Source organism: Flavobacterium sp. KH_035 (genome assembly GCF_057839565.1).
The window spans coordinates 134048-160944 of record NZ_CM174492.1 but is presented as its reverse complement, the minus strand read 5'-3'; the positions used below and the strand labels follow the sequence as shown (position 1 = coordinate 160944).

27 protein-coding genes and 1 tRNA gene are annotated in these 26897 nt (G+C 35.3%); 11 read left to right on the top strand and 17 right to left on the bottom strand.

Translation table 11 applies throughout. The features are described 5' to 3' along the window. Positions 1–3 precede the first annotated feature (3 nt). Complete coding sequence (locus AC3IS6_RS00795; RefSeq protein WP_489162848.1) at positions 4–1800, top strand: RagB/SusD family nutrient uptake outer membrane protein; 1797 nt, start codon at positions 4–6, stop codon at positions 1798–1800. Positions 1801–1834: 34 nt separating this feature from the next. Continuing rightward, the gene (locus tag AC3IS6_RS00790) at positions 1835–3388 is read left to right on the top strand and encodes a DUF5123 domain-containing protein (RefSeq protein WP_489162847.1); all 1554 of its coding nucleotides are present in this window, start codon (positions 1835–1837) and stop codon (positions 3386–3388) included. 71 nt (positions 3389–3459) lie between these two features. Here AC3IS6_RS00790 and AC3IS6_RS00785 read toward each other — a convergent pair whose 3' ends face one another. From AC3IS6_RS00785 to AC3IS6_RS00755, 7 genes are all read right to left on the bottom strand, one after another. After that, positions 3460–4032, bottom strand: coding sequence for a pentapeptide repeat-containing protein (locus AC3IS6_RS00785; RefSeq protein ID WP_489162845.1), 573 nt, complete (start codon positions 4030–4032; stop codon positions 3460–3462). 45 nt (positions 4033–4077) lie between these two features. Continuing rightward, positions 4078–4278 (bottom strand): hypothetical protein, encoded by a 201-nt coding sequence (locus tag AC3IS6_RS00780; RefSeq protein ID WP_173965235.1) that lies wholly within the window; start codon positions 4276–4278, stop codon positions 4078–4080. Between the two features lie 71 nt (positions 4279–4349). Further along, on the bottom strand, positions 4350–5270 hold the full coding sequence (locus AC3IS6_RS00775) for a helix-turn-helix domain-containing protein (protein WP_489162843.1): 921 nt from the start codon (positions 5268–5270) through the stop codon (positions 4350–4352). A gap of 3 nt (positions 5271–5273) precedes the next feature. Continuing rightward, complete coding sequence (locus tag AC3IS6_RS00770) at positions 5274–5837, bottom strand: DUF6642 family protein (RefSeq protein WP_489162841.1); 564 nt, start codon at positions 5835–5837, stop codon at positions 5274–5276. A 213-nt stretch (positions 5838–6050) separates the two neighbouring features. Further along, positions 6051–6461, bottom strand: coding sequence for a hypothetical protein (locus AC3IS6_RS00765; RefSeq protein ID WP_489162840.1), 411 nt, complete (start codon positions 6459–6461; stop codon positions 6051–6053). A 449-nt stretch (positions 6462–6910) separates the two neighbouring features. Continuing rightward, a complete protein-coding gene (locus AC3IS6_RS00760; protein WP_489162838.1) occupies positions 6911–7171 on the bottom strand; it encodes a hypothetical protein in 261 nt (86 codons plus the stop codon). 226 nt (positions 7172–7397) lie between these two features. Further along, a tRNA-Met gene (locus tag AC3IS6_RS00755) sits at positions 7398–7471 on the bottom strand. A 155-nt stretch (positions 7472–7626) separates the two neighbouring features. On the opposite strand from AC3IS6_RS00755, the gene AC3IS6_RS00750 reads away from it, so the two are divergent. Further along, entirely contained in the window at positions 7627–8019 is a 393-nt protein-coding gene (locus AC3IS6_RS00750) for an START-like domain-containing protein (RefSeq protein ID WP_134142468.1), read from the top strand. Positions 8020–8073: 54 nt separating this feature from the next. After that, positions 8074–8913, top strand: coding sequence for an aminotransferase class IV (locus AC3IS6_RS00745; protein ID WP_489162836.1), 840 nt, complete (start codon positions 8074–8076; stop codon positions 8911–8913). Here AC3IS6_RS00745 and AC3IS6_RS00740 read toward each other — a convergent pair. The 7 genes from AC3IS6_RS00740 to AC3IS6_RS00710 form a co-directional block, all read right to left on the bottom strand. Then, on the bottom strand, positions 8910–9470 hold the full coding sequence (locus AC3IS6_RS00740; RefSeq protein WP_489162834.1) for a YqgE/AlgH family protein: 561 nt from the start codon (positions 9468–9470) through the stop codon (positions 8910–8912). The two genes, AC3IS6_RS00745 and AC3IS6_RS00740, sit on opposite strands and share 4 nt — an antisense overlap. 128 nt (positions 9471–9598) lie before the next feature. Beyond that, on the bottom strand, positions 9599–9871 hold the full coding sequence (locus AC3IS6_RS00735) for an HU family DNA-binding protein (RefSeq protein ID WP_017498096.1): 273 nt from the start codon (positions 9869–9871) through the stop codon (positions 9599–9601). A 179-nt stretch (positions 9872–10050) separates the two neighbouring features. Then, complete coding sequence (gene fmt / locus AC3IS6_RS00730) at positions 10051–10998, bottom strand: methionyl-tRNA formyltransferase (protein WP_489162832.1); 948 nt, start codon at positions 10996–10998, stop codon at positions 10051–10053. Then, positions 10998–12893 (bottom strand): RecQ family ATP-dependent DNA helicase, encoded by a 1896-nt coding sequence (locus AC3IS6_RS00725; RefSeq protein ID WP_489162830.1) that lies wholly within the window; start codon positions 12891–12893, stop codon positions 10998–11000. Before AC3IS6_RS00725 ends, fmt begins: the two co-directional genes overlap by 1 nt. A 65-nt stretch (positions 12894–12958) precedes the next feature. Then, positions 12959–13492 carry an AAA family ATPase gene (locus tag AC3IS6_RS00720; protein WP_489162828.1) on the bottom strand — a complete coding sequence of 178 codons (534 nt, stop codon included), beginning with the start codon at positions 13490–13492 and terminating at the stop codon, positions 12959–12961. A 325-nt stretch (positions 13493–13817) separates the two neighbouring features. Then, positions 13818–14600: a hypothetical protein gene (locus AC3IS6_RS00715; protein WP_489162826.1), complete on the bottom strand. Its 783-nt coding sequence runs from the start codon at positions 14598–14600 to the stop codon at positions 13818–13820. Between the two features lie 12 nt (positions 14601–14612). After that, positions 14613–15530: an alpha/beta hydrolase gene (locus AC3IS6_RS00710; RefSeq protein ID WP_489162824.1), complete on the bottom strand. Its 918-nt coding sequence runs from the start codon at positions 15528–15530 to the stop codon at positions 14613–14615. A gap of 293 nt (positions 15531–15823) precedes the next feature. Between AC3IS6_RS00710 and AC3IS6_RS00705 the strand changes: the two genes are divergently transcribed. From AC3IS6_RS00705 to AC3IS6_RS00690, 4 genes are all read left to right on the top strand, one after another. After that, positions 15824–16120: a DUF493 family protein gene (locus AC3IS6_RS00705; RefSeq protein ID WP_264525168.1), complete on the top strand. Its 297-nt coding sequence runs from the start codon at positions 15824–15826 to the stop codon at positions 16118–16120. Positions 16121–16123: 3 nt separating this feature from the next. Continuing rightward, complete coding sequence (locus AC3IS6_RS00700; protein WP_489162822.1) at positions 16124–16846, top strand: DUF4290 domain-containing protein; 723 nt, start codon at positions 16124–16126, stop codon at positions 16844–16846. 101 nt (positions 16847–16947) lie between these two features. Then, positions 16948–18261 carry a UDP-N-acetylglucosamine 1-carboxyvinyltransferase gene (gene murA / locus AC3IS6_RS00695; protein WP_173965247.1) on the top strand — a complete coding sequence of 438 codons (1314 nt, stop codon included), beginning with the start codon at positions 16948–16950 and terminating at the stop codon, positions 18259–18261. Between the two features lie 47 nt (positions 18262–18308). After that, positions 18309–19187, top strand: a complete 879-nt coding sequence (locus AC3IS6_RS00690; RefSeq protein WP_173965248.1) for a cation diffusion facilitator family transporter — start codon at positions 18309–18311, stop codon at positions 19185–19187. 97 nt (positions 19188–19284) lie between these two features. Here the strand turns inward: AC3IS6_RS00690 and AC3IS6_RS00685 are convergent, their stop codons facing one another. The 3 genes from AC3IS6_RS00685 to AC3IS6_RS00675 all read right to left on the bottom strand — a co-directional run bounded on the left by AC3IS6_RS00685 (position 19285) and on the right by AC3IS6_RS00675 (position 23197). Next, positions 19285–21774 carry a DUF5686 and carboxypeptidase regulatory-like domain-containing protein gene (locus AC3IS6_RS00685; RefSeq protein WP_489162819.1) on the bottom strand — a complete coding sequence of 830 codons (2490 nt, stop codon included), beginning with the start codon at positions 21772–21774 and terminating at the stop codon, positions 19285–19287. 316 nt (positions 21775–22090) lie between these two features. Further along, positions 22091–22504 (bottom strand): type II 3-dehydroquinate dehydratase, encoded by a 414-nt coding sequence (gene aroQ / locus AC3IS6_RS00680; protein WP_489162817.1) that lies wholly within the window; start codon positions 22502–22504, stop codon positions 22091–22093. A gap of 132 nt (positions 22505–22636) precedes the next feature. Then, positions 22637–23197 carry a porin family protein gene (locus AC3IS6_RS00675; protein WP_489162815.1) on the bottom strand — a complete coding sequence of 187 codons (561 nt, stop codon included), beginning with the start codon at positions 23195–23197 and terminating at the stop codon, positions 22637–22639. A gap of 425 nt (positions 23198–23622) precedes the next feature. On the opposite strand from AC3IS6_RS00675, the gene AC3IS6_RS00670 reads away from it, so the two are divergent. From AC3IS6_RS00670 to AC3IS6_RS00660, 3 genes are all read left to right on the top strand, one after another. Beyond that, entirely contained in the window at positions 23623–24204 is a 582-nt protein-coding gene (locus AC3IS6_RS00670) for a porin family protein (RefSeq protein ID WP_489162813.1), read from the top strand. 81 nt (positions 24205–24285) lie between these two features. Next, positions 24286–25182 (top strand): site-specific tyrosine recombinase XerD, encoded by an 897-nt coding sequence (gene xerD, locus AC3IS6_RS00665; protein WP_489164902.1) that lies wholly within the window; start codon positions 24286–24288, stop codon positions 25180–25182. A 151-nt stretch (positions 25183–25333) separates the two neighbouring features. Then, a complete protein-coding gene (locus tag AC3IS6_RS00660) occupies positions 25334–26854 on the top strand; it encodes a sensor histidine kinase (protein WP_489162811.1) in 1521 nt (506 codons plus the stop codon). The last annotated feature ends 43 nt before the right edge of the window (positions 26855–26897 follow it).

Sequence of the window (26897 nt, the reverse complement as noted above, 5' to 3'; positions counted from 1 at the left end):
AAAATGAAATATAAAGTAATAATAGCAGGATTGATAATCTCAGGTTTGTTGACTTCTTGTAAGGATTTAGGAGATGAATTTTTTGATACTCCTGCACAATCAACATTAGACGAACAGCTTATTTTTTCTACGGCAGGATTAGCACAGGGAGCTGTTGACGGAATAAAAGTATCATTTGGTGAAGAGCAGTCTTACAGAGGAAGACTTTTGACTTATCAGGGATTAAATACAGATACGGAATGGCTTTTAGCATCTTCAAGTGACAATGCTAAATCTGATTTGGTGGTTTACGATGCTAAGGCTGATAATACAGAAATGAACTCTCCAAAAAATGCGTGGGCAATGATGTATGAAGGAATTGAGCGTGCGAATTTGTGTATCAGAGGTCTGCGTAAATATGGTAATCCATTACCGAATACAGAGATGGGACAGCTGTTGGGAGAAGCGTTGACTTTACGGGCCATTTATTATGCCGATCTGATAAGAAACTGGGGAGATGTTCCTGCTCGTTTTGAGCCTGTTTCTACTTCGACCATTTACGTGCCTAAAGCGAGCCGTGATGAAATTTATAAGCAATTAATCGCTGATTTGGGTGAAGCTGGAACTTTGGTGGCATGGCCTAATGAGACTGCGGCAACAACAAGTACAGAGCGTATTAATAAGGCTTTTGTAAAAGGTCTAAGAGCCCGTTTGGCTATGACGGCCAGTGGTTTTCAGCAATATTCAGATGGGGTGAGAAGAAGCACAGATCCTGCGCTTTCGGTAGGCACTATGTATAAACTGGCGTTAGACGAATGTCGTTCTGTAATTGCGAGTGGTTCGGCACATTTAGAACCGACCTTTGAAGGTTTATGGAGAAAATACAATCAGGAAAATATCGCAGCAGGAGGAGAATCTCTTTGGGAGATTCCTTTTGCAGCTACACGAGGCAGAGTCTTATTTACTTTTGCGGTGCGTCATGATGCTGTCGATCAGTTTCAGCAGATGGGAACAAATAAAGGAGGAGTGAACGGACCATTACCTTTTGTTTTTTATGATTATGATCAGGCCGATAGCCGTAGAGATGTTACCTGTGTTCCTTACAAATGGGGAGCTGCGGTAAATGGTAAGGCAAAACAAGAGCTTACAGATTTACAAACCTGGTATTTTGGTAAATATCGTTTTGAGTGGATGAACCGTGTTGTTACGGCACCAAATGATGATGGTGTGAATAAAATTTATATGCGTTATGCTGAAGTACTTTTAATTGCTGCCGAAGCCGCAAACGAATTAGAAGGACCTGGATCAGCTGCTGTTTATTTAAAAGAAATTCGCCGCAGAGCTTTTGCTTCCGGAAGCCAAGCTGTAAAAGTAGATGCGTATGTAGATAGCTTTACAAGCAAACAAGCCATGATGAATGCTATTATCGAGGAAAATAAATATGAATTTACGGGGGAGATGGAACGCAAATTTGCACTGATTCGCTGGAATTTATTGAAAACAAAATTAGACGAAGCTAAAGTTAAAATGGCACGTCTGAAAGCACGCAGCGATGAATACGCTAATGTGCCATCAACCCTATATTACAAATACAAAGCCGATAATATTACATTGGATGTTTACGGGCTGAACCGTGGTGAAACACAGGCGCAGGGTGCTGATTACACTTCAAAAAGCTGGGATAAACTAGAGGACAATAAAATAACCACATTGTACAAAGCCGGAGTGAATCCTGATAAAAGACAATTTTGGCCTATCTGGCAAACGTTTATTGACGGAAGTAATGGTCAGCTAGTAAATGATTGGGTTTTCGGGAACTAAAAACAATTAACAAATAAACTATAGTTGTAGAATTATGAACGCAAAATATATATTTAAAGGGTTGCTGGCTGTATTTTTATTGGTAGTTGCCGGTTGCGAAAGTTACAATGAAGCAGTGTTGCAAGCTATAGGGGCAAATAGAGTATTTTCTCCAATCGAACTTAAAGCAACGGTTAAAAATCAAACCACAGTCGAACTAAACTGGACTGCCAAAGAGAATGTTGATCATTATACAATAGAATTTAGTGCGGATGATCCCGACTTTAAAACGATTTACAAGACGATTAATATTACGGCTAAAGAACTTCCGGTAAAAGTAGCGTTAGAAGGAGAAACCGTTTATTCGATACGGGTAAAGGCAGTCAGTTCGGCCGGACTTGCAGATTCGAAATGGTCGGTAACAACAGCAGCAACATTATCCGAGCAAATCTTTTTTCCTGTACAGTCTGCTGATATTGAGGCGACGCAGGTAACACTAAGATGGGCACCTAACAGCTCGGTAACGCAAATAACTGCAGGTCCTGGCGGAATTGCACACGCCATTACGGCTGCTGAAAAAACTGCCGGTGTTGCAATAGTTACCGGACTAACAGGAGAAACAGCTTATACCGCTACTTTGTTTAACGGAGCTAAAAAAAGAGGAGTGGTTACTTTTACCACAGGAATTGATATTGGAACGGGTATTTTGGTGAAACCTACAGACGATTTGAATGCGAAAATTGCAGCTGCAAATCCGGGAGCTATATTGGTATTAATGCCTGGGGAATACAATGTCTTTACAGGAGAGATTATCCTGAACAAACCAGTTACGATCAGAGGTTTGAGAACGGATAATAAACCTTTGCTTCATAATAAATTTACACTGAATGCAGGAGCTACAATGGTAAGTTTAATTGATTTGGATATTAACGGAGATAAAACTCAAAGCGATGCTGTTAAGTACAATGAAGTAGGTACAGCTTATGGTGCGCTTTTAATTAGTGGATGTAATGTTCATGATTTTGTGAAATCATTTATAACACAAACTCTTACAGGTATTACTAAAATTGCTTCGGTAACCGTCGAAAATTGTGTTGTTACAAATATTCTGACTGTACTGGGAGATTGCATCGATTTTAGAACATCACACCTAGCATCACTTACCCTTAGAAATAGTACTTTTAATAATTGTGCTACAGGCCGTGATTTTATCCGTATTGATAACGCGCTTAATATTACGGGAACAGGGTTGGCAACAACCGTATTGGTAGATGCCTGTACAATTTCGAATAAAGCGATGACAGTGGCTAATAGAATTTTGTATGTGCGTTTTGCTAGTAATGCTTCGACAATTCGTAACACGCTTTTTGAAACGCCATTGGCTATGTATACTAATCAGGCCTTAACAACAGCACCTACTTTCTTAAATAATAATTATTTTAATTCGGCTGCATTATATACGGCTGGTGTAGCTGCGGTGAAGTATGATGCTTCGGGAACTTACGGAACTTTAGACCCTCAGTTTGTAAATAGTGCAACAGGAAATTTTACAGTTAAAAATCAAGTCCTAATTGATAAAAAAGTTGGAGATCCACAGTGGAGGCCATAGTTAGTTCATAGGTTGTTTATAAAAAGGGATGCAAAATCAATTGCATCCCTTTTTTCTTTAAGTGATGAAAATTATTCAATATCCAAATCAAACTTTTCTAGCAAACCGGCAAGAGCATTGTGAGACACTCTAGTTTTTTTGATTTTATTTTCTGAGGGGTCAAAAGCATAATTTCTGGACGTTCTAAAATCAGTTTTTTCCAGAATGCATTCCATGAAAGTGGCATTTGCAAGATCACAATTTTTAAAAATGGCATGCGATAAATCAGTATTTGAAAAATCAGAATCTTTTAAAGAACAGTCGACGAAACTGGTTTTCTTTAGTTTTTTGTAGATAAAAGTAGAATAATCAAGAAGGCAGTCCTGAAAAGACATCGAGAATAAAAAACTGTTGCAGGCACTGAAATCGAGACCCATTAATTTACAGCCAATAAATTTGATGTTTTTAAGACCTGTATTTTTAAGGACCGCGAGTGAAAGGTTACAGTTTTTAAAAGTACAATCTGAAAAATCAATTGAAGTAAAATCGCTTTTGGAAAAGTTACAATTGATAAAATCGCAGTTTACAAATTCGTTATCCGATAGTTTCTGATCAGAATAATCAATAGTGTCAAAGGTTTTGTTTTGATGTAAAGCGGCTTCCATAATAATAAATTGAGCGTGAAGGGTAATGATTGGGGAAATGTAGTTTTATTCTAATTCGATACAGTCGAAAATTTCGTTTTTGAGAATTTTTTCGGTTATTTCGGCTTCACTATCGATTCTTAGTATATTGTCGCAGTCCTCCAGGTCAAAATTCCATATCGCATTTGGCAGTAATTCATCAAGTAATGCATTCGCGAATTCCAGCTTTGATTTTGTATCAATTGAAGTTTTGAAAACGTAGATCATAAAATTGCTTTTTTTTACGGAACAAATTTCAAAAAAAGCTTTCCAATTTTATAGGATGTAAGAGGCAATATTTAGGACTTATCAATCAATTTTCGATATTGAATAGGAGTGATTCCTTCGTGTTTTTTAAAGAAACGACTAAAGTAAGAATGATCCTCATGGCCTACCTGCATTGCGATTTCACTTATAGAAAGAGCGGTTTGGTATAGCAGGTATTTTGCTTCGGTCAAAATGGTCTCGTCAATCCATTTGGCCGCAGGCTTGCCTGTTGCTAATTTGACGGATTTGTTTAGATGATTGGGCGTAACATTTAGCAAAGAGGCGTAATAATTGACCTGATGTTGTGTTTTGATGTTCTCGTAAATGAGTTTTTTAAACTTTGCCGAAATAACAGCTGCAGCAGTACTGTTCTTGGATGTTTTGGGAGCATTTTTATTCATTTCAAAAAACAAAGCCATTAAATAGGCTTGGACAATATCAGAATTGTTGCTTTCAGGTTCACGATAAGCAGCTTGTAAACGATCAAAGAGATTGACTATGAAAGGAAAGTTGTCTTCGGCGATTATAATTTTTGGGTTTCCTCCAATTTTAAGAAAGTCAAAATCATTTAGCATCTCGCCGTTACCATACTTCCCGATTAAAACATCCGGATGAAACTGGCAAATAAAACCAATGTGTTTGGTGTTAATGTGTTCAATCGAGAAAATTTGTCCGGCCGGGACAACGATCATCTCATTTGGATGGGTTTGATATTCTTCATAACCAATTTTTACAAAATGTACCCCTGAAGTCACAAAAAGTATGGTGTGGCAACTGTGTTTTGAAGGAGGGACAGCATAGCGAAGTTGCATCATTTCTTCTGTTTTTAAACAAAAAAAATGATCATGATCAGATCTGAACAACAGCTGCATTGGGTTTTCCAGTCCCAAAAATTTTTCCCGAAATCTTTTCGCGCCGTATGTTTTTATTTCTCCATCTGTCTTGCTCTTCATAATTTAATAATACAATCTAAAATCGAGTAATTTGCAGAGGGCATAATGTTTTTGGTACAGTTCTTCTACCACTTCTATAAGGTCATCGTTTTCCTGATACAGACTAAAAAAAGCTTTGTCGATTGTACTGCAACTGGCTATCTTGTTATAAGTAGAGCCGTAACCCGAAATAGCACGTGCACCGGTTATGTCTAAAAAGTATTGTGCTTCCTCGTCGTTTAAATCAAGTACTTTTAAATTGGCAAAATGAATAATTTTTCCTTTCATCTTTCCTTCAAACAGCTCTGCAATTTCTTCCAGACTGTAATAGTAATCGTGAAGACAGATATTGTTGGGTTCGCCGGGCATTACTAAATAAATGATCTCGTAATCCTTGAAATTATGGTCTTCATAAAGTAATACGTTAAGGCTTTCTTCTAAACTTTCAATCGTGTCACAGGTCTTGTAAATACTGGCAATACCTTGATCGATAGCTATTTCTTCCAGGTTTTTTACCACCTGGGTAACAGTGCTGTTTTCTACGTCAGGAACACCTTCGAGGCAGAAGATGAATTTTTCGTAATCCATACCATTGTGTTTTCCGGTTACTGATTTGTGATGAAAGAATCACTTAGTTCTTGTTCTCACAAAAGTATTTTTAATTGTCGAAAAATTACTGTCGGGAAGGTATTTTAACGCATTTTTGACATTAAAAAAACAAATGAAAAGACCTGAAAATAAAAAATCCACTTTTAGTAAACTAAAAATGGATTTTACAATTGAGTTTCATTCTTTTGTCTTCTATAGATTTAAGTGAAGTTTTGTAATTAAAGAATAGAGAGCAGGTGCAGGGTGATTTACTTTAATTGGAACCAGCAGTTTTTGCCACCATTTTTGTTCTTCTTTTATCGAAGGAGATGGAGGAGGCTGGATGCAGTTGATTACAGCGGCCGCTCTTTTGTGTCCGCAGGCAGCACAGAATTTTGCATGTGGAGTTCGATAAGGTTTTGTACAACTTTCGCAAGGTGGACCGTAAAGCTCAATTCGGTGGTGCATAATAGCATTAGGATTGGTTTCTTTAAATCCGGTTAATTGCTTATAGTAATCAAGAAGTTCACTGAATCGCTCTGTCCTGGTCATGTTACATTTTCCTTGTTCAAAGCCATCACGATAGAGTTTGGTTGCAATTAGGTATTCTTCTGTGTGTAACATAGGAACTTCCATTTTACAACGCCAACACCAAAGATTTTCCATGGTTCTTTTTTTTTGGTTTTAATTTTTTGGTTAAATGTGTTATAATTTTCTTTTTGTGATTTTATTCTTTATTCTTTGGCTAAATTAGATTAGTTTTTAGAGAATAACTTACGGTTTTACGTATTCCGGGACAAAAATCGTTTTTTAATGCATTAGTACACTAAGTAGAAATACCTGATTTTGATTTAGAGGAGAGTTGGGAAACGTCGTTTTTGGGTTTTCAAATGGATTAGAGATTTCCGGAGAAAGGTTTCGACAGGTTATTTCTTAAGATAGGGTGAGTGAAATAATGGATTTTTGTCAGGATGTAGGAGTCTGAGAAGTAAAAAAGAAGAGAAAATCTCAAAACTTTGAGATTTTCTCTTCTTTTTTAAATTTTAATCTTGTTCAGGAAAACCAACGATGGTTTATTGTTCTTCTTCTTCCAGATTGTCAGCAGCCGAAATCTGATCCAGTATATTGGTTTGATTGGGTGAAATATAGTTTTTTACTTCAGTAGGAGTTTCTTTTTTGAAAAGAAGATCTAGTGCATTATAAAGTCTTAACAAAACCTCTTTGTCCTCTTTTTCGATTTCTAAAGCAGTATTAAAATTAAAAACATAATTATTTGAATTGCGTACTTCTACTTTTATCGTTTTTGACGTGATTTTAAATTTAACTATATCCATATGGTTTATAAATGATTTAGTTGGCAAAATACTATTCTAACTTGACTGTATGCTTTTTCTTAAGAAAAAAAAGTTGTACAGAGTCTGAAGTCTGCTTCCGTATTGTTTATATTGTTCGAATTGTAGGTGCTTTTTTTAAAATTACTCGCTCCAATTCCTTACTTATGAAGGGGTTAGTTTTAAATAAAAACCCCTAATCAGTTGATGATTAGGGGTTTGTTTTTTGTAGCGAGGACGGGAGTTGAACCCGTGACCTCAGGGTTATGAATCCTGCGCTCTAACCAACTGAGCTACCTCGCCAAGACTGCAACTAGAACCGAGTTCCTCATTGCGGGTGCAAAGATAGAAATAATATTAAAGCATACAAGCATAAAATGAAGAAAAAAAAATATTTTTAAAAATGCATTGTTTTTGGACATATATTCTTATATTTCCAAAAAAATTAAAAGTAGCACATGGATTCAAAAATACGTTACGAAATAGAGTTCCCGATCAATTCTTCGCCACAATTATTGTATCAATATATATCAACACCCTCAGGTTTATCAGAATGGTTCGCCGATAATGTAAACTCAAGAGGTGAGTTCTTTACTTTTATCTGGAATGACTCGCAGGAAAAAGCACGTTTGGCTTCCAAAAAAACAGGTGAAAAAGTCAAATTCAAATGGGTGGATGAAAGCAGTAAAGACACCGAATATTTTTTTGAACTGCACATCCTGGTCGATGAACTAACCAAGGACGTATCATTAATGGTCGTAGATTTTGCTGAAAAAGAGGAAATAGGAGAAGCTAAACAATTGTGGGAGAATCAGATCTCAGATCTGAAACATCTTATAGGATCTGTTTAGTAAAATTCTATTTTATACCTTATATTTGCCCTGAACAAAATTCAGGGTTTTTTTATGATCAATTTTAACGGAACTATAGTAGCAGAAGAAGATAATATCCTAACTCAAAATCGAGCATTTTTATACGGAGATGGTGTTTTTGAAACAGTAAAAATTGTGAATAATAAAATCTTGTTCCTTGAAGATCATTATTTCCGATTAATGGCTTCTATGCGAGTGGTTCGAATGGAGATTCCAATGAATTTTACCATGGAATATTTTGAAGAGCAGGTTTTAAGTCTAGCGCAGCAAAAAGGTATTCAGACGTCTGCTAGAGCCAGAATTACAGTTTTTAGAAAAGAAGGTGGACTCTATTTGCCTAAAACGAATGAGGTTTCCTATTTGATTCATGCGACTCCACTTGAGGATGTTCTATATGTTTTAAATTCAGTTGATTACGAGGTAGATTTGTATAAGGACTTCTATGTGACCAAACAATTATTATCGTCTATTAAAACGACAAATAAGATGATAAATGTGACCGGAAGTATTTTTGCTCATGAAAATGGTTTGGCCAACTGTGTTTTACTAAATGATACTAAAAATGTAGTTGAGGTATTACAAGGAAATTTGTTCATGGTTGTGGGTAAAAAATTAATTACTCCGCCAATTTCTGAAGGGTGCCTAAATGGAATAATGCGCAAACAGGTTTTAGCTTTGGCTAAAAAAGTAGAAGACATAGAAGTAGTAGAGGAAATAATTTCTCCGTTTGATCTTCAAAAAGCAGATGAATTATTTCTGACTAATGTAATCATGGGGGTACAGCCGATAACCAAATATCGAAAAAAAGAGTTTACTAGTAATTTGGCTCATTTATTAGTGCAAAAACTAAATGAATCCATTTCTGAAAATTAATTCAGATATGGATTTTCAGGTGCATTTGACCAAATAACATAGTCGCCTCCAAGCTCAATGATTTGCTCTTTCCAAAAATGGGTGGTCGATTTTCCGATAATTTTGTTTTTATAACTATTATCGGTGATGATCCAGGAATTTCCCTGCATTTCATTCTCAAGCTGATTTTCGTCCCAACCAGTATACCCTAAGAAAAAACGAATGTTATTTTTACTGATAGATCCGTCGTTTATTAAGTCTTTGGTTGATTCAAAATCACCTCCCCAATAAATCCCGTTAGAAATCTCAACACTGTTTGGGATTAGTTCAGGAATATTGTGAATAAAATAAAGGTTATCCTGTTCAACAGGACCTCCGTTATATATTTTGAAAGTGGCTTCAATTTCAGGTATTAAGTCATTAATAGTGTACTTTAAAGGTTTATTAATGATAAAACCTATTGATCCTTCCTTGTTATGGTCTGCTAATAAAATTACCGATCTATTAAATGATAAATCTCCAATTATCGAAGGCTCGGCAATAAGCAGGTGTCCTTTTTTTAATTTTTCTGAAATCATACGGCTACAATTTTTATTAAATTTAATCATAAAATTTCTAAAATCCCAAATAAAATCGTTAAACCGCATAAAAAAACCCTCCATATGGAGGGTTTTGATTATATTATAAGTTTAGAGAACTTTCTTACTTAGTTCACTGCACCTTCTAATTCAGCTCCAGCTTTGAATTTTACAACATTTTTAGCAGCGATTTGAATAGTTTTTCCAGTTTGTGGGTTTCTACCGTCTCTAGCAGCTCTAGCAGATACTGACCATGATCCAAAACCTACTAACGAAACTCTACCACCTTTTTTTAAAGTAGCTCCTACGTTTCCTAAAAATGATTCTAAAGCCAATTTTGCCGCAGCTTTTGTTATTCCTGCATCAGCAGCGATAGCATCGATTAATTCTGATTTGTTCATAATATTAGTTATTAATTGTTGGTTAAAAAAAATTGTTAATACACAAATTTAGTAGGAAATCCGTTCCTTGCAAGTGTTTTCTTTAATTTTAGCAAAAATTGTTAATAACTTGCTTTTTTTGTTCATAAAGCAGGACGTTAGCAGGTCAGAATCAGGTAGAAACCCCTGTTTTATTGAGCTTAATAGACTTTTGTCGTATTCGAAAAAGTGATCCCGTTTAATAATTCTGCTACCTGCATTCTTTTCTTCCCGGGTAATTGTAAACTCAAAATTTGAAGGTATCCATCCTGAACGGCAACTTTTATTTCTTTTTTACTGCAGATCAGGCTTCCTGTCTCATGAGAATGTGTTTCAGAAAGTAGTTTCGCCTCATATATTTTGATGCTTTGTTCTTCGTCTTTGTCTTTTAGAAAGCACCAGGATGCTGGGTACGGACTTAAGCCGCGAATCAAATTGTTGATTTCGGCGCCGGATTTTGTCCAGTCGATTTTGCAGTTTTCTTTGTTTAGTTTGTAGGCGGTTTTAATTTCGGCAGTATCTTCTTGGATGGTAGTGCTAACATTTCCGTTTTTGATAACCTTTAAAGTTTCGATAACGGTTTCACTTCCCAATAACATAAGTCGGTCGTGTAGTTGTCCGGCATTTTCTTCCGGTTCAATTGCAATTTCTGAATTTAGGATCATTGCTCCGGTATCTATTTTGTCATCTATAAAGAATGTTGTAACTCCGGTTTTGGTTTCTCCATTAATAATCGCCCAGTTAATAGGGGCCGCACCACGGTAATTTGGTAATAAAGAAGCGTGAAGGTTAAATGTTCCTAAACTTGGCATTTCCCAAACTACTTTTGGAAGCATTCTAAAAGCAACTACGATTTGCAAATTGGCATTAAGGGCTTTAAGCTCGGTTAAGAAGCTCTCGTCTTTTAGATTTGTTGGTTGTAGTAAGGTGAGGTTGTTCGCCAGTGCATATTCTTTTACTGCGGAGTATTTTATTTTTTGACCACGTCCTGCAGGCTTGTCTGCTGCAGTAATCACGCCAACAACGTCGTAATTGTTTTTAAGAATGGTGTCCAGAATGCCAACAGCAAATTCCGGAGTTCCCATGAAAATAATTCTCAATTTTTCCATTATGATTTTAAAGTGTATTTATTATTCGCCAGTAAGGTGATATGATTGTTTTCTAATAATTGCTGAAGCACCAGAATAATATCATTGGCATCCAGTTTTATCTGAGTTTGAATTTCTCTGGAAGTCAAAGCGGTTGATTTTAGTAAATGCAGAATTTTATCGGCAATCGAATCGGCTTCGGTGATTTTTCCCTTTTGAGTAATGCAATAGGAGCAAACTCCACAGTTTTCAGTTGTTTCTTCTCCGAAGTAATCCAGAATCAGTCGGTTTTTGCAGGTTTTGTTTTCTTTTATGTAATATAGAACAGAGGAAAGCTGTTCTTTTTTGAGTTCGTTTTGTTTTTCCAGGTATTTTGAGACGCGATTTATGGTTAACTCATCTTCACGGACTTCGTTGAATAATATGGTTGCGTCGTTATTTTTGGCTTTATACTCGATGATTTCTTTTTCTTTTAGTTTTTCTAAAAGGGCAGAAATCTGTTCTTCTGTATGCTGTGATTTTTTTGCAATCAGTGAAAGATTGAAAGGAGTTTTCATTTCGTAAACTCCCGGATAAGTTCTTAAGATTGCTAATATGATTTCTTCGTCATTTGGGTTCAGGCTTGTGTAACGAATCACTTCTTTTGATTCAATTAAGAATTGCAAGGTGATTTTTTCTGAGAATTCCTGTGACATGGTAATGATTCCTTGCTGGTTTAAAAACTGCAATGCATTGTATGTTTTTAAGGTAGGGAAGTCGTATTTGTGACAAAAATGATTCAGTTTAAAAGAAAAAGAATCGTCTAAACCTTCTCCGTAAGCAATTTGAAAATAAGTACAGAGTTTTATGTACATGGTTTTCAGGAACTTCTTATCAGGTAAGATGTTCAAAAACTGCTGTTCAGTCTGGTTAGCGTCTGAGTTGTTGAAAAGCAATACCGAGAATGCTTTTTCTCCATTTCGTCCTGCTCTTCCGGATTCCTGATAATAGTTTTCTAAGTTTTCGGGTAGCTGCGTGTGGATAACCGTTTTTACATTGTCTTTGTCGATTCCCATTCCAAACGCATTGGTAGCTACAATAACCTGCGTTTGTTCGGACATCCACAACTGCATGTTTTTGTCTTTTTCTTTAGACGAAAGCCCTCCATGGTAATAAGTTGCGGTAAATCCTAATGATTGGAGTTGGGTTGATAGGTTTAGACATGATTTTCGGTTTCGTACATATATAATGGAAGGCTGCGGATTTTTCTTTAAGATTTGTTCGGTACGGTACAGTTTGTCTTCGACTTCGAAGACCATATAAGCAATGTTTTTTCTTTCAAAAGATTGCTGAAAAAGGAGGGGATCTTTGAGTCCTAACTCTGTTTTGATATCTTCAATGACTCTTGGGGTTGCGGTTGCAGTCAGAGCTAGAAAAGGAATCTTTGGGAAATATTTCTTCAGTTCTGAAATTTTGAGGTAGGCTGGACGAAAATCGTGTCCCCATTGTGAAACACAGTGGGCTTCGTCGATTGCAATTAAATTAATAGGAAGGTTTTTAATACGTTCCAATATCCAGTCTGATTGTAGTCTTTCAGGAGAGAGGTATAAAAACTTGTAATTTCCGTATTGGCAATTATCGAGAAGGTCAATAATTTCTTCGGTATGTATGCCTCCTGTAAGTGCGATCGCTTTGATGTTGCGTTTTTGTAGGTTGGCTACCTGGTCCTTCATCAGGGCAACCAAAGGCGAAATGACTAAACAAACGCCTTCCTTCATCATAGACGGAACCTGAAAACAAATTGATTTCCCTCCGCCTGTGGGGAGTAATGCAAAAGTGTCCTGACCATTCAAAACGGAGTCAATAATCTCCTTTTGTAACGGTCTAAAACTGTCGTGTTTCCAGTATTTTAAAAGAATTTCTTGCGCTTCTGGCATTGGTCCTGTTTTAAAGTTAAAAAATTTAGAAATCAGTTTCTAGTTTTGCAACTTTAAACACATGCCTAAATTTTATCTAAGATATAAAGAATTCTGTTCTCAACCGTATCTTTAGGTACTTCGATTAAATCGTAGCCGTATTTTTTATAGGTATCAACAAGATGTTTCTGAATTTTTTGTGCCTGTTCAAAATTTTCGTAGCGCTCTGTGTCGCTCTCGTAAATTTCTTCCCAAGGTGGTAAAATAAATGTTTTAGTATATTTAAAATCCTCACAGGCTTTTGCAAAGCTCTCCGGGTAATCGTCATTGATATAATCCATATAGGCCACAACATCAGGAATTCCGCGGTCGATAAAAACTACATTGTGAGGTTCTTCAAGCGAGTCTTCGAATTGTTTAATTCGGCCTTTCAATAGCATTTCGCTAAACAATAAAGGCTGTTCCAAAAACAATTGGTCGATGCCTCTTTGTTGCGCTTCGAGTGTAACTTGTCTTGAAATTTCAGGGTAACAACAGTAGCCACGAGCTACCAATTCGTTGATAAGAGTAGATTTTCCCGTTCCCGGGCCACCAATGAGAACTATAATTTGTTTTTGCACTTTCTAAAAATAAAGCGCAAATTTACCTAAACTTATTGGTATTTAAAAAGATTATTTTGCCTTAAGCGGACGATTTCGCAATTTTAAGAAATAAATATCCTGCTGCTCGCTGTGATACGGTGCTTTATAAAGCGAAAGCTATAGGTTTTATAAATATTACATACAGGATCGGACTTTTGTTTGGCTTAAAGGATGTTTTATTATTAACAAGGATTTGAAAATCTTGCCAGAAAACACCTGTTTTAGGAATAGACTTTGGTTTTAACCAAAGGGTTTAGAGTATTAGGATTTTTTAGCTTTGGCCAAATATTTTAATGATTTTATTTTATGCTCTACCTGAAATAATTAAATCCGAATAATTGTGCTTTGTTAAATTTATTTTTAAGCTTATGTTGCAATTTCCGCCATCATCCATTTGAATTAAAGAATATTTAAAGTTTTTACCATTGTATGGATCTTTGCAGTAGCTATTTATCAAAACTTCTTTTTCTTGATTTTCGTTTATTATGACAATACATTGATTTATATATTTGTCAGATTTTTTGAGTTTTGATGCATTATCGAAAAAGCATTTTTTCAAAATTTGATCAAGTTCAACTAATTCCTTTTGATTTAAATCTGATGGTTTTACAGTATTTGGTCTGTATCTAAAATATCTCTTATGAAATTCTTCTTCGAAAGAGAAAAAGGCGTAATTGTTATACTTCTCTAGATTTAACCTGTTTTTAGTGTGAAGCAAGTTTTTTTGAATTTCAATTTTTAGCGGAAAGTTGCCTCCAATAAATTCAATAAAATTATTTTTAATTACTGCTTTTTCGCTTTCATTATAGCGAAATCTCGTTTGGTTAAAATAAATTGTGTCGTTTTTTGAATAACAGAAATCATTGAATTTTTCTATTTTATCATGATTCATATCTTTATCTATTATTGTAAAAACATAAGAGCTATCGGAGAAAAGTTGAAACTCTAAACTTGAATTTCCTATGAAATTATACTTGTTTATAGCTGATATTTGTTCAGTTTTTTGAGTGATTTTTTTAGATTTATCTTCTTTACATTGAATGAATAATCCTAAAGTAACTATTGATAATATGATTTTTAGGTTCATAGAGTTTTTAATTTATTCGCAAAATAAATATTTTCCGGAATTTACATCCTTCTTTTTTGAAGGAATGATAATATGCGATTCAAATTTCTTTCCTTTTAAAACATCGTTTACAAAATCCAGAATGTATTGTTTTCCTTCGTGAAAAAGGTAGCCGGAATATTCATGTCCGCCGCCACAAAATGTAATAAGTTCAATATCTTTATGAAGGTCGTTCATTTGGTTGTACACCGCATAGGATCCAAACAAAATTAGCCAGCCTGAAGCATTGGTCGGGCAGGAGCGATGTGAACCTGCATTATAAGGAACCGTTGTGTCGTTATTTCCGTGCGCCAGTAACATTGGAATCGCTTTTTCTTTGGTGATTAAATTGATATCCATAATGGCACCTGAACCTCCGATGAAACCAGAGTATTTAAAATTTTCGGGTAAATTATTGGCGTATAAATTCATGAGTTTGTAATCCCAAAAAGAGGCATGAAAACCAATTTCGGCACCTGCACTGATTCCGGAAATAAAGAATTTGGAGGTGTCGAGATTGTACTGATTTGCATGCTGAATTAAAAACGAAGTGGCCTGCCACATATCGCTAGCGCCAATTTGAATTGCTTTTATTTTTTCGGTTAAAGTTCCTTTGCAGCCAAAATCTTTTCCTTTCATGTATAGACTGTATGAAATGCTGGCAACTGCGTAGCCGTTTTTTGCCATAAACATTCCGAAGTCTTTTTCGCTTGTTCGTTCTCCGCCAGAAAATCCTCCGCCAAAAGCAAAAAGGATTAAAGGTGTTTTTTGGTTTGTTTTCTTTTGAGGTAAGTATAAGTCTAAATCCAGTTTGATCGTGTCATTTTGGAAATAAGTCATGGTTTTAACTTCCTGTGCTTTCATTGAATTAAATATAAAAGTAACCAGAAGAAGGAAAATGCGCGTTTTCATGGTAATGTGTTTTGAATCATGCAAAGTCGGGAAGGCGCAAAGTCAAATTATAGAAAATGTAAAAAAAAACTTTGCGACTCCGTGACTTTGCGAGCAAATTTCTTTCCGATGAATTCCCAAATATAAGATGAAATTTGACAAAGAGATAATGTTGTAAAGTTTTTTTCTCTGCACCTTTGAACCGCTGTAACTTTGCTCCTTTAAAACAAAGTTTTAAGTCTGAAAAAAATCTAAAATCTAAAATCAAAAGTCTGAAATCAAAACCGTATATTTGCGTTTATTTTTAATTACGAATGGAGAACGATAAAGAAAAAAACACCGCTGAATTTTACGAGAGATTAAAAGTCGAGTTAGATAATTCAAATACTTGGCCAGCAGAATACTTATATAAATTCATTGTACCTTCAGTAGACGATAATGTAGAGCGAGTTGAAAAAGCTTTTAACAATATGGGTGCAGTTATCAAAACAACAAAATCGAAAACTGGTAAGTTTACCAGTGTTTCAGTTGATGTTACCATGCATAGTGCTGACGAAGTGATTGGCAAATACAAAGAAGTTTCTACCATTGAAGGTATAGTTTCATTATAACTTATGAACGAAAAATATAGAAAAGAAGTCGCGAATGATGTTGTTTTTAACTTAGAATACAATTCTGAAAGACAACGATTAATCATTCCAGAATACGGTCGTCATTTGCAAAAACTGATCGATCAGGCTACTGCAATTGAAGATGCTGAAACGCGTAATAAAGCGGCGAAATACATTATTCAGGTAATGGGGAGTCTGAATCCGCACTTGCGTGATGTACCGGATTTTCAACACAAATTATGGGATCAGCTTTTTATTATGTCTGATTTTAAATTGAATGTTGATTCTCCATACCCAATTCCATCTCGCGATGTCCTACAGTTGAAACCTGATGTTTTACAGTATCCACAGAATTTTCCAAAATACAGATTTTATGGTAATAATATCAAATATATGATAGATGTTGCTAATAAATGGGAGGATGGCGAGATGAAAAATGCATTGGTATTGGTAATTGCCAATCACATGAAAAAGTCTTACCTGAGCTGGAACAAAGATACCGTGAAAGATGATGTGATTTTTGAGCATCTGTATGAGTTGTCCGGAGGTAAAATCAATTTATTGCAAAGTTCAGAAGAGCTTTTAAATACAACGGATTTATTGCGCACCAACAAACGTATGTCAAATAAAATTACACCGGCTGGACAGCCAAAAATCCAAAGCAATAAAAACAACAAAGGTCCAGGGAAAACTAAGCCTTTTCAGAAAAACAATAATCAGAAGTAAAAAAAAGTTGCTAAGTATCTAAGAAGCTAAGTTGCTAAGTCTTTTTTAAAGAAAAACTTAGAACCTTAGAACCTCAGTAACTCAGAACCTAAAAAAGAAATATGGGAATTTTTAAAATCGAGGGAGGAATTCCTTTAAAAGGAGAAATCACTCCGCAAGGTGCAAAAAACGAAGCATTACAAATTTTATGTGCCGTGCTTTTAACGGGAGATAAGGTCAGAATTAATAATATTCCCGATATTATCGACATTAATAAATTAATCACTTTACTAGGTAATTTAGGAGTTAAAATTCAACGAAATGAGCCGGGTTCGATTACGTTTCAGGCAGATGAAGTTAACGTTGGATATTTGGAAACAGAAGCTTTCAAAAAAGAAGGTGGAGCGCTTCGTGGTTCTATTATGATTGTTGGACCACTTTTGGCTCGTTTCGGTAAAGGGTATATTCCAAAACCAGGAGGGGATAAAATTGGACGTCGCAGATTAGATACTCACTTTGAAGGTTTTATTAATCTGGGTGCAAAATTCAGATACAACAGAGAAGATCATTTTTATGGAGTTGAGTCTCCGGCAGAAGGTCTTACGGGAACAGACATGTTACTTGATGAAGCATCGGTAACCGGAACGGCAAACATTGTTATGGCTGCTGTTTTGGCTAAAGGAAAAACTACTGTTTACAACGCTGCCTGTGAGCCTTACTTACAGCAATTGTGTAAAATGCTGAACTCTATGGGAGCTAAAATTACCGGAGTAGGGTCGAATTTATTGACTATCGAAGGTGTTGAAAGCCTTGGTGGATGCGAGCACAGAATTCTTCCGGATATGATTGAAATCGGTTCCTGGATTGGTCTTGCGGCTATGACCAAAAGCGAAATTACAATCAAAAATGTAAGCTGGGAAAATTTAGGTTTAATTCCAAACACCTTTAGAAAACTTGGTATTACTATTGAAAAACGCAATGACGATATCTACATTCCTGCTCATAAAGATGGGTACGAAGTAAAAACAGATATTGATGGTTCTATTTTAACAATTGCCGATGCACCTTGGCCAGGATTTACTCCTGATTTATTGAGTATCGTTTTGGTTGTGGCAACACAGGCAAAAGGTGATGTTTTAATTCACCAAAAAATGTTTGAAAGCCGTTTGTTTTTCGTGGATAAATTAATTGATATGGGAGCGAAAATTATGTTATGCGATCCGCACAGAGCGGTGGTTATGGGGCATAATTTCGAATCTCAATTAAAAGCGACAACAATGTCATCTCCTGATATTCGTGCGGGGATTTCGTTATTGATTGCGGCTCTTTCAGCAAAAGGTACGAGTACCATTCAAAATATCGAACAAATTGATCGTGGATACGAGCGTATCGATGAGCGATTAAGAGCAATTGGAGCAAAAATCGTTAGAGCGTAAAGAAATATTTGCAACGAATTAATTCGTTGCAAAAAAAATGTCGTTAGATGACAGATGAACAAAAAGCTGTAAAAGCTACTTATTTCAGTATTATAGGAAACACCTGCTTAGCCATCTTAAAAGGGCTGGCAGGTTTTTTTGGCAATTCTTATGCCTTAATTGCCGATGCAATTGAATCTACGACTGATATATTTTCGTCTTTTTTGGTTTTATTCGGAATCAAATATTCTAATAAACCTGCAGATGAGAACCATCCTTATGGACACGGTCGTGCAGAACCTTTAATCACGTTTTTGGTGGTTGGTTTTTTGATTACTTCCGCCACAATTATTGGATATGAAAGTATCGCTAATATTCAGACGCCCCACGATTTGCCAAAGTCCTGGACTCTTTATGTTCTGGGGGCTATTATTATATGGAAAGAATACTCGTTTCGTTTGGTGATGAAGCGAAGTAAACAAACGAATAGCTCTTCATTGGCAGCAGATGCCTGGCACCATCGCAGTGACGCAATTACTTCTGTTGCGGCATTTGGTGGAATCTCGATCGCATTGATTATGGGGAAAGGGTATGAATCAGCAGATGACTGGGCGGCACTTTTTGCTGCTTTTTTTATCTTATACAACAGTTACAAAATTTTCAGACCTGCACTGGGTGAGATTATGGACGAAAATCTGAATGATGATTTAGTCGAAGAAATCCGCGTAAAGGCTTTAACTGTTCCTGGTATTCTTGGTACCGAAAAATGTTTTATTCGTAAGGCAGGAATGCGATATCATGTAGATCTTCATGCTATTGTTTCGGCTAAGATTTCGGTGAGAGAAGGACACGAATTATCACACAAACTGCAAGATACCTTAAAAGAGAAAATTCCACAATTAGGCAATGTTCTGATTCATATTGAACCGGATGATTATCATTGTTAAAAAGGAGGTTCTGAGCTAATAAGGAGCTAAGGTTCTAAGTTTTTTATTCAGCGTCCTAGTCTTAGGATCTCAGTACCTTAGAACCTTAGCGCCTTTTTTAATCCAGAGCGTTCAGGATTTTCAATCCAAAAATAATTCCATTTTGTTGGATGCCTCCCTGATAGGAATGTACATAATCTAGTCGGAAGATCTTAAACTTGCCAAATCCTAAATTGTCTAAACCGGCAGTAAACTCCGTGTAAGGTTTTCGGTCCGGTATGGCCAGAGAGTGGAAACCAATGTTCATAGTTGATTTTAAAAGATTCAAAAGTGGGATTTTATTCATGATAAAACCTTTGTCGTTGTGCTCCAGATGCATTTCAAAATAACTGTCATTAGTACTGTTCGTATAATAAGGCATTAGGTTGAAAACATTCAGATAACGGTCACTGGTTCCAATATGAGTCTGGTTTCCGTTAAAATGTTTGTAATCGATAAATGAAATGTTATCGGCGTTAAAGAATTTTGCGGCTTTAAAACTCATGCCTAATACTCCTTTATTACCCAAAGATAAATCGTAGAATACAGCCGCTCCGATTTTTTCAAATTCATATTTCTTTTCACTGGCGGCAAATGCTTTTTCAATAGACAAGAAAAGGGTTGGGAATTTGCCGTCTTTAAAATTATATCTTCCGTCCGGTCTTGAAATGTATTTGTTTCCAAAGTTAATTCGGGCGCCTAAAGAAGTTTTAAACAAATGGTGTTGGCTAAATGCCGGAGTCGTAAAATCGTTTGGTGCCAGTGGATTATTTGACGAGTAGAAGTCCTCTTTTTTAAAGAAAGTATAATCTGTAGTGTTAAAAAGTGGTTTGCGTTGTTCGTAAGCTACGTTTGCATTCAGATTGACACCATTCAGAATATTTTGTGAATAGTTAATCTGTGCAAACTCCAGATTGTACAGTTTCATGTAATTGTCTTTAAAAAACAATGAGCTCACAGAATTAATCAGCTTGCTGATTGGTTCGGCACTATTGAATTGGGCCACTTTAGTTCCTCCTGAAACTCTGATAAAAGCATAATTTATATTGTTGAATTTATGACTAAATTCTCCAATAACTCTAAAGCGATCTTCTGAAAAACCATAATTAAAAGTGGTACTGATAGAAGTCGTTTTGCTTTCATCTTCACTCCACTTTTTAAAAGAGAAACCAGAATCTAAATTAAAACCCTGAACCGTATTAAAACTTAAAGAAGTCAGATTCAATAATCCTTTATAATCAAAAGAATGTCGTTTGAAGGTGTTTTTGTAATCGTACCCCATCAACACATCCAATACTTTAAACTTGTTGTTTTTGGCATCAATTGAGTCTATGTATTTTTGAGATTTTCGAATAACCAACAGGCTGTCTTTTTTGGTATAATCAGTGCTTTCTTCGATCGTTAGGGGAATTGGACGAATGTTGTTCCAAAAGGCATCATCTTTTTTGTTTGCATTGAGTTCGAATGAGACAATTTCATTTCCGAATGTTTTCTTTTCAAACGAAGCAGGAAATTCATAATTGGAATATACATAGGCAAATTTTCCGGAAAACTTAATACCAAAAATACCGGCTGTGAAATCTAAGGTTTGCGCATTTTTGATCCAGATTTTATTTTTCGTATTGTAGCTAAAACTTTGTTTTAGATTCATTACCTCCGTGAATTCGTTTTTCATACGATAGCCTTTAATGTCCAGATCAATTGCATAAATGGCAAAGCTGTCATCTACTATGTAAATGTAACCTTCAAAAACAGGCTCTTTATCACGTTTTGGAACTACCTTGATTTTATAAATCTGCTGTTTGTTGTCATCGAAAAAAGTGCCTTCAAGTTTGTATTTGTAATAAGCGAAAGCATTGTCTGCAATAGGAGAAATGAGTTTGGTATCGAAGTTTATAGTATTTTCGTAAAAATCATAAGTCGATCGCGAAGCAGTGTTATAGCTGTATCCTCTATTGTTTCCTGAAATTTTAGAAGCGACAATACGTTCTTTTAATTTATTGGGTTTTTCAAAAGTAACTTTAGATATGGTTTCAGATAAATACAGAATCCCTGTTCCTGTCGAGTCTAAATTGGAAGCCATATCATCACCGAGATCTACTTTTTGTCCGAGAATCTTCTTCGGTAAATCTTTGACCTTAAACATCCCTTTGGAGTAAAAATCGGCTGTATATCGGATAACTTTGTCGGAGTTGTCTTTTTTGCTGGCAATAGCACTTTTAAGAATGGCGTTGGCAGGATTGTTTTTTGGGTCGATTACTACTTCGTTTAAGGCAAAACTTTCTTCAGACATTTTTACATCCGGAAGTGTTGTTTTGGCATCAGTTGGAATTGTTATTTTTTGAGTCTTATACCCCAGATACTGGAAAACGATTTTGTTTTTGCCGGGTTCTTTTACGGCAAGTTGAAATTTCCCTTGTTCGTTAGAAGTTGTTCCGCTATAGGTGTTTTCTTCAAAGATGGAAACAAAAGGCAAAGGTGTACCTTTTTCATCAGTTACGGTTCCCTTAATTTGGGCGAAGTTTGAAATTGAAAAAAATAAAAAGGCAAGTAGAGTATAGTTTTTCATGAAAGTGGTTTCTCTCACAAAAATAGAATAAGTTAAAAATGAGGATATTAAAAAATTGTTAAATTAAAAGTTGTGAAATGTTGGCTGTAAAATGTGAGATGTGAGACGTAAAATGCGAACTGTGAAATGTAAATTGTGAAATGTAAATTGTGAAATGTAAATTGTGAGCAACAAGTTAATTTTACCAGTATAATTTTGATTGACGATTTCTGATTCATAAAACGTTATCGAATGTGTGATGCTCCTGGATTTACAATTTAAATCATAAAATATTTCAGATCACACATTTCACATTTTACAGTTTACATCTAACATCTTACAGAAAAGATTGAATCGCCAGTTCATAACTTTTTAGTCCAAAACCAAGGATAACACCTTTGGCATTTCCGGATAAATAGGATTGATGTCTGAAACTTTCACGGGCGTAAGTATTAGAAATATGAACTTCGATCACCGGAGTGGTAACAGCTTTCATCGCATCGCCCAATCCTATAGACGTGTGAGTGTAAGCTCCGGCATTCAAGATAATCCCGTCAAAAGTAAAACCGAATTCCTGGATTTTTCCAATCAATTCGCCTTCAATATTGCTTTGGTAATACGAAAGTTCAACGTTTGGAAATTTGACCTGCAACGTTTCAAAATAATCTTCAAAAGTTTGGCTTCCGTAAACTTCCGGTTCTCTTTTTCCTAAAAGATTCAAATTGGGTCCGTTGATGATGGCGATTTTCATGGGCTTAGTGTAATATGTGAAATGTAAATTGTGATATGCAATTGGTATTTTCATAGCCATTGCATAGTTGTAAAAATAAAAAAACCGTTCCAATTAATAGAACGGTTTTTGTAAAAGTATGTGATATATTTTTTAGAATAAGAATCCAGCTGAGATTTGGAAAGTTGAATTTTTAACATCTGCATTTTTAGACGCTTCTGTTAATCCTAAGCCATAACGACCCTGAACAAAGATGCTTTTAGTAAGTTTTACTCCTAATCCGGCATTAAGACCAAATTCAAAAGTTTCAGCATCTTTAACGTCGAACTCGTTTTTCTCGCTTAATAAAAACGAAGCCTGAGGTCCAACTTCTACACTAAAAGTATCATTCAGATAAAATTTAGCCATTACTGGAATAGATAAGTAGCCTAATTTGTTTTTAAATTCACTAACTGCATTTTTGTAAGTTGCACCTTGTGTCGAGTATAAAAGCTCAGGTTGAATGGCAAATTTGTCAAGTAGTTTTATTTCAGCAACTACACCAGCATGGTAACTTGTAATACCATCCTTGTCAAATGCAACTCCGTTAAGACCAGCGTCTCCGGTTTGACTTGCAAAGTTAACCCCTGCTTTAACTCCAAATTGTATTAATTGAGCCTGAATTGTAGCTGAAGTTGCGATGAACAAAACAGCTGCTAAGATTATTTTTTTCATAAAAGTGTTTTTAAAATTGATGTTTTTAAATGTTATATATTAGTCAAAACTACAGAATTAGGAATTTATTGTTTTATATTTTGGTTTAAATAATTACTAAATTTCCCATGTTTATTGGTTTTTAGTCTGTAATTGACTCTATTTAAGAAGTTTATTGATAATATGTTTTTGCTTGTAAAACTTTAATTTAGTCGGATTTTTATTTCAAATTAAAATTGAAGACTGTTTTATTTAGTAAGTTAATTATGATGTTCAAACTTAAATTTTGCACTTGAACGGAGCGAAAAAGTCCCTTAAATCATAATATATTTTCAAATCTAAGAGAGATAAATTGTATGTACTGTTTTATTTCCTATAATAAAAATGAGTTTTTAATAAGGTTATATTTATATTTGATGTCGAATAACCCAAAAAAACAAATTGTAATGAAAAGAATAATTTTGGCTGCTGTAGCAGTAATGGTATTTGGTTTTGCTAATGCGCAAAAAACTAGATTTGGAGTAAAAGGTGGTCTTAATATTTCAACGGTAGTTGGAGGAGATGTTGAAGATACTAAATCTCTTATAGGTTTTCACGTTGGAGGTTTTGCAGAAATTCATGTTGTTCAGCGATTTTTTATTCAGCCGGAGCTTTTGTTCTCGACCCAGGGAACTAAAGTTGACGTACCTTCAGGGACTGATGCAGATATTAAATTGAATTATTTGAATATTCCGGTACTGGCTAAGTATTACATCATTGATAAAAAATTTAACGTTGAAGCTGGTCCACAGCTAGGGGTCTTGCTTTCAGCTAAATTAGATGGTAATGACATTAAAGATTTTACCAGATCAGTAGATCTTGGTTTTAATTTAGGAGCCGGGTACAGTTTTACAGATAATCTTTCAGTTGGTCTTCGTTACACAATTGGTTTATCTCCTCTTACTGATAAAGATATCGACAATTCAAGAGATTATTATGACAGTGCTAAAAATAGTAACCTTGCGTTGTCTTTGGCTTACAAATTCTAGTTTCTGCAAAAAAAAAATATTTGAAAACCTTCCTTAATTGGGAAGGTTTTTTTATGCTTAAAAATGTTTTACTTTGTAAATATGAATTGGGACCGCTATATAAAAGATTATCAGTCGTATTTGCGCATCGAGAGAGGTTTGTCTAAAAACACTATCGAAAACTATGGTTTTGATATCGAGCGCCTATGTCTTTTCCTGGAAACGAATAGCATAGAAATTTCTCCGCTTAAAATTGATGATGAAACGGTACAGCAGTTTATTTATACAGTTGCTAAAGAAGTCAATCCACGCTCGCAGGCGCGAATTATTTCAGGTTTGAAAAGTTTCTTTAATTATCTGGTATTTGAAGATTATAGAAATGACAGTCCGATGGAATTGATTGAAACTCCCAAAACGGGAAGAAAACTGCCCGATACGTTATCTGTAGAGGAGATAGATGCTCTTATCGCGGCAATTGATCTGAGTACCAATGAAGGCGAACGCAATCGTGCTATGCTCGAAACTTTATATGGCTGTGGGCTTCGGGTTTCGGAATTGGTTACGTTAAAAATTTCAGATTTATTTTTTGATGAAGGTTTTGTGAAAATTACCGGAAAAGGAAATAAAGAGCGTTTTGTTCCTGTGGGAAAAGTGACTCAAAAATACATACAGATTTATCAGAAGGAGATTCGGGGGAATCTTAAAATAAAAAAAGGCTGTGAGGATACCTTGTTTTTAAACAGAAGAGGCAATCAGCTTACACGTGCCATGATTTTTACCATTATAAAGGATCTTGCGGTAAAAATCAACTTGCATAAGAGTATTAGTCCGCATACTTTGCGGCATTCTTTTGCAACTCATTTACTCGAAAATGGTGCCGACTTAAGATCGATTCAGTTAATGTTAGGGCACGAATCTATTACTACTACCGAAATTTATGTGCATTTGGATAGGAGTTTTCTGAAAGAAGTGATGTTTTCTTTTCATCCAAGGAAATAATTTTTGAAGCGGAAAGTCATTTTTAAATCAAAAAGTAATATATTGTGTAAAGTTTTGTGTTAGTTAGAGTCTAAAAGTGTCAATTTTAGCTTTTTGCTCTTGCTATTGAGATCATTGTTTTAATATTTCAATCTACATAAATAAGTGATATATGGTTTTTGATTTATATGGAAATGAGAATTGCTTAGAGGTAAATAATTTTTATAAAAAATTGCTTGCCGAGATGCCGGATCTGCTGTTTCAATTTGTTATCGATAGCGATAACAGGTATTCTTTCCCTTTGGTCAGCAAATCTGCTGATGATATTTTTGAGCTTAGTGTAGAAGATTTTACCAATGATATAAAATTGGTTATTTACGATCGGATTTCTCTTCAGGATCGTGATCTTTTTTTTCAATCTTTGATCAAATCGCGTAAAGAAGTGCAACCTTGGAATGTTGAATTTAGAGCCCTTTTGCCTAAAAAAGGATTGCGTTGGTTTAAGGTTTCGGCCAAAACTGAACGGTCTGCGGACGGACGAGTTAGTTTTTTCGGGCATGTTTCGGATATTACGGAACTAAAGGACAAAGAAGAAAAGCTGCGTATTTCCGAAGAACGTTTTCAGTTTGCTCTTGAGGCTTCTACGGCTGGAATTTGGGATTGGGATATGGTGACTAATACGGTCTTCTATTCGTCGTTGTCCTTAAAGATTCTGGAGTTAGAATCGACGGATATTTTTGATGATCCGGAACGCTGGGATAAGATTGTGCATCCAGAAGATCTTCCGAAGTATTATTCAGATATTCAGGAACATTTCGACAATAAAATTCCCTATTACGAAAATTACCATCGGGTAATGACTTCAAGTGGTAATTATAAATGGATCTTAGATCGGGGAAAAGTAATTGAAAGGGATGAGAACGGAAGGCCATTGCGCGTAATTGGTACACATACTGATGTTTCTTTGCAAAAAGAGAAAGAATTGGAGCTCTTGAAAACGATGAAACTGTACAGTGATCAAAACAGTCGCTTGGTAAATTTTTCACATATTGTTTCGCATAATTTAAATACTCAGGCCGGAAATATAAAGTCTATTTTAGATTTTATTGATGCAGATGTGGATAAGCAAACGATAAACGAAATGTTAGAACATTTGCGAACTGTTTCTAACGATTTGAACGATACGATTGCAAATTTAACCCAGATTGTTAAAACACAAAGTAATATCAATATTGCCGTAGCGCCTTTGAGGCTTTCGGAATATATAGAGAAAACGATTACAACTATTAAAGGTTATGATAAACAAACAAAAGTTACTATTGTAAACAATGTTCCAAAGTATCTGACAATTAATTTTAATCCGGCTTATCTGGAAAGTGTTTTGCTGAATTTTACAACAAACGCGATCAAGTATGCGCATCCGGACCGTGACCCTGTTGTGATCTTCGATTTTTCGATTGAACCCGAAGGTTATAAGTCATTAAAGATTACTGACAATGGTTTAGGGATCGATTTGGCGGTTTATGGTGATCTTTTATTCGGGATGTATAAAACCTTTCATAAACATCAGGAAGCACGTGGGATTGGCCTGTATATTACCAGAAACCAGATAGAGGCGATGAAGGGAAGTATTTCGGTAGAAAGTAAAGTAGGGGTAGGAACGAGTTTTAAAATTATCTTTAACGATATTTAAAATATTAAGTTGGTATAAAAAAGAAAGGCTATCATTTGATAGC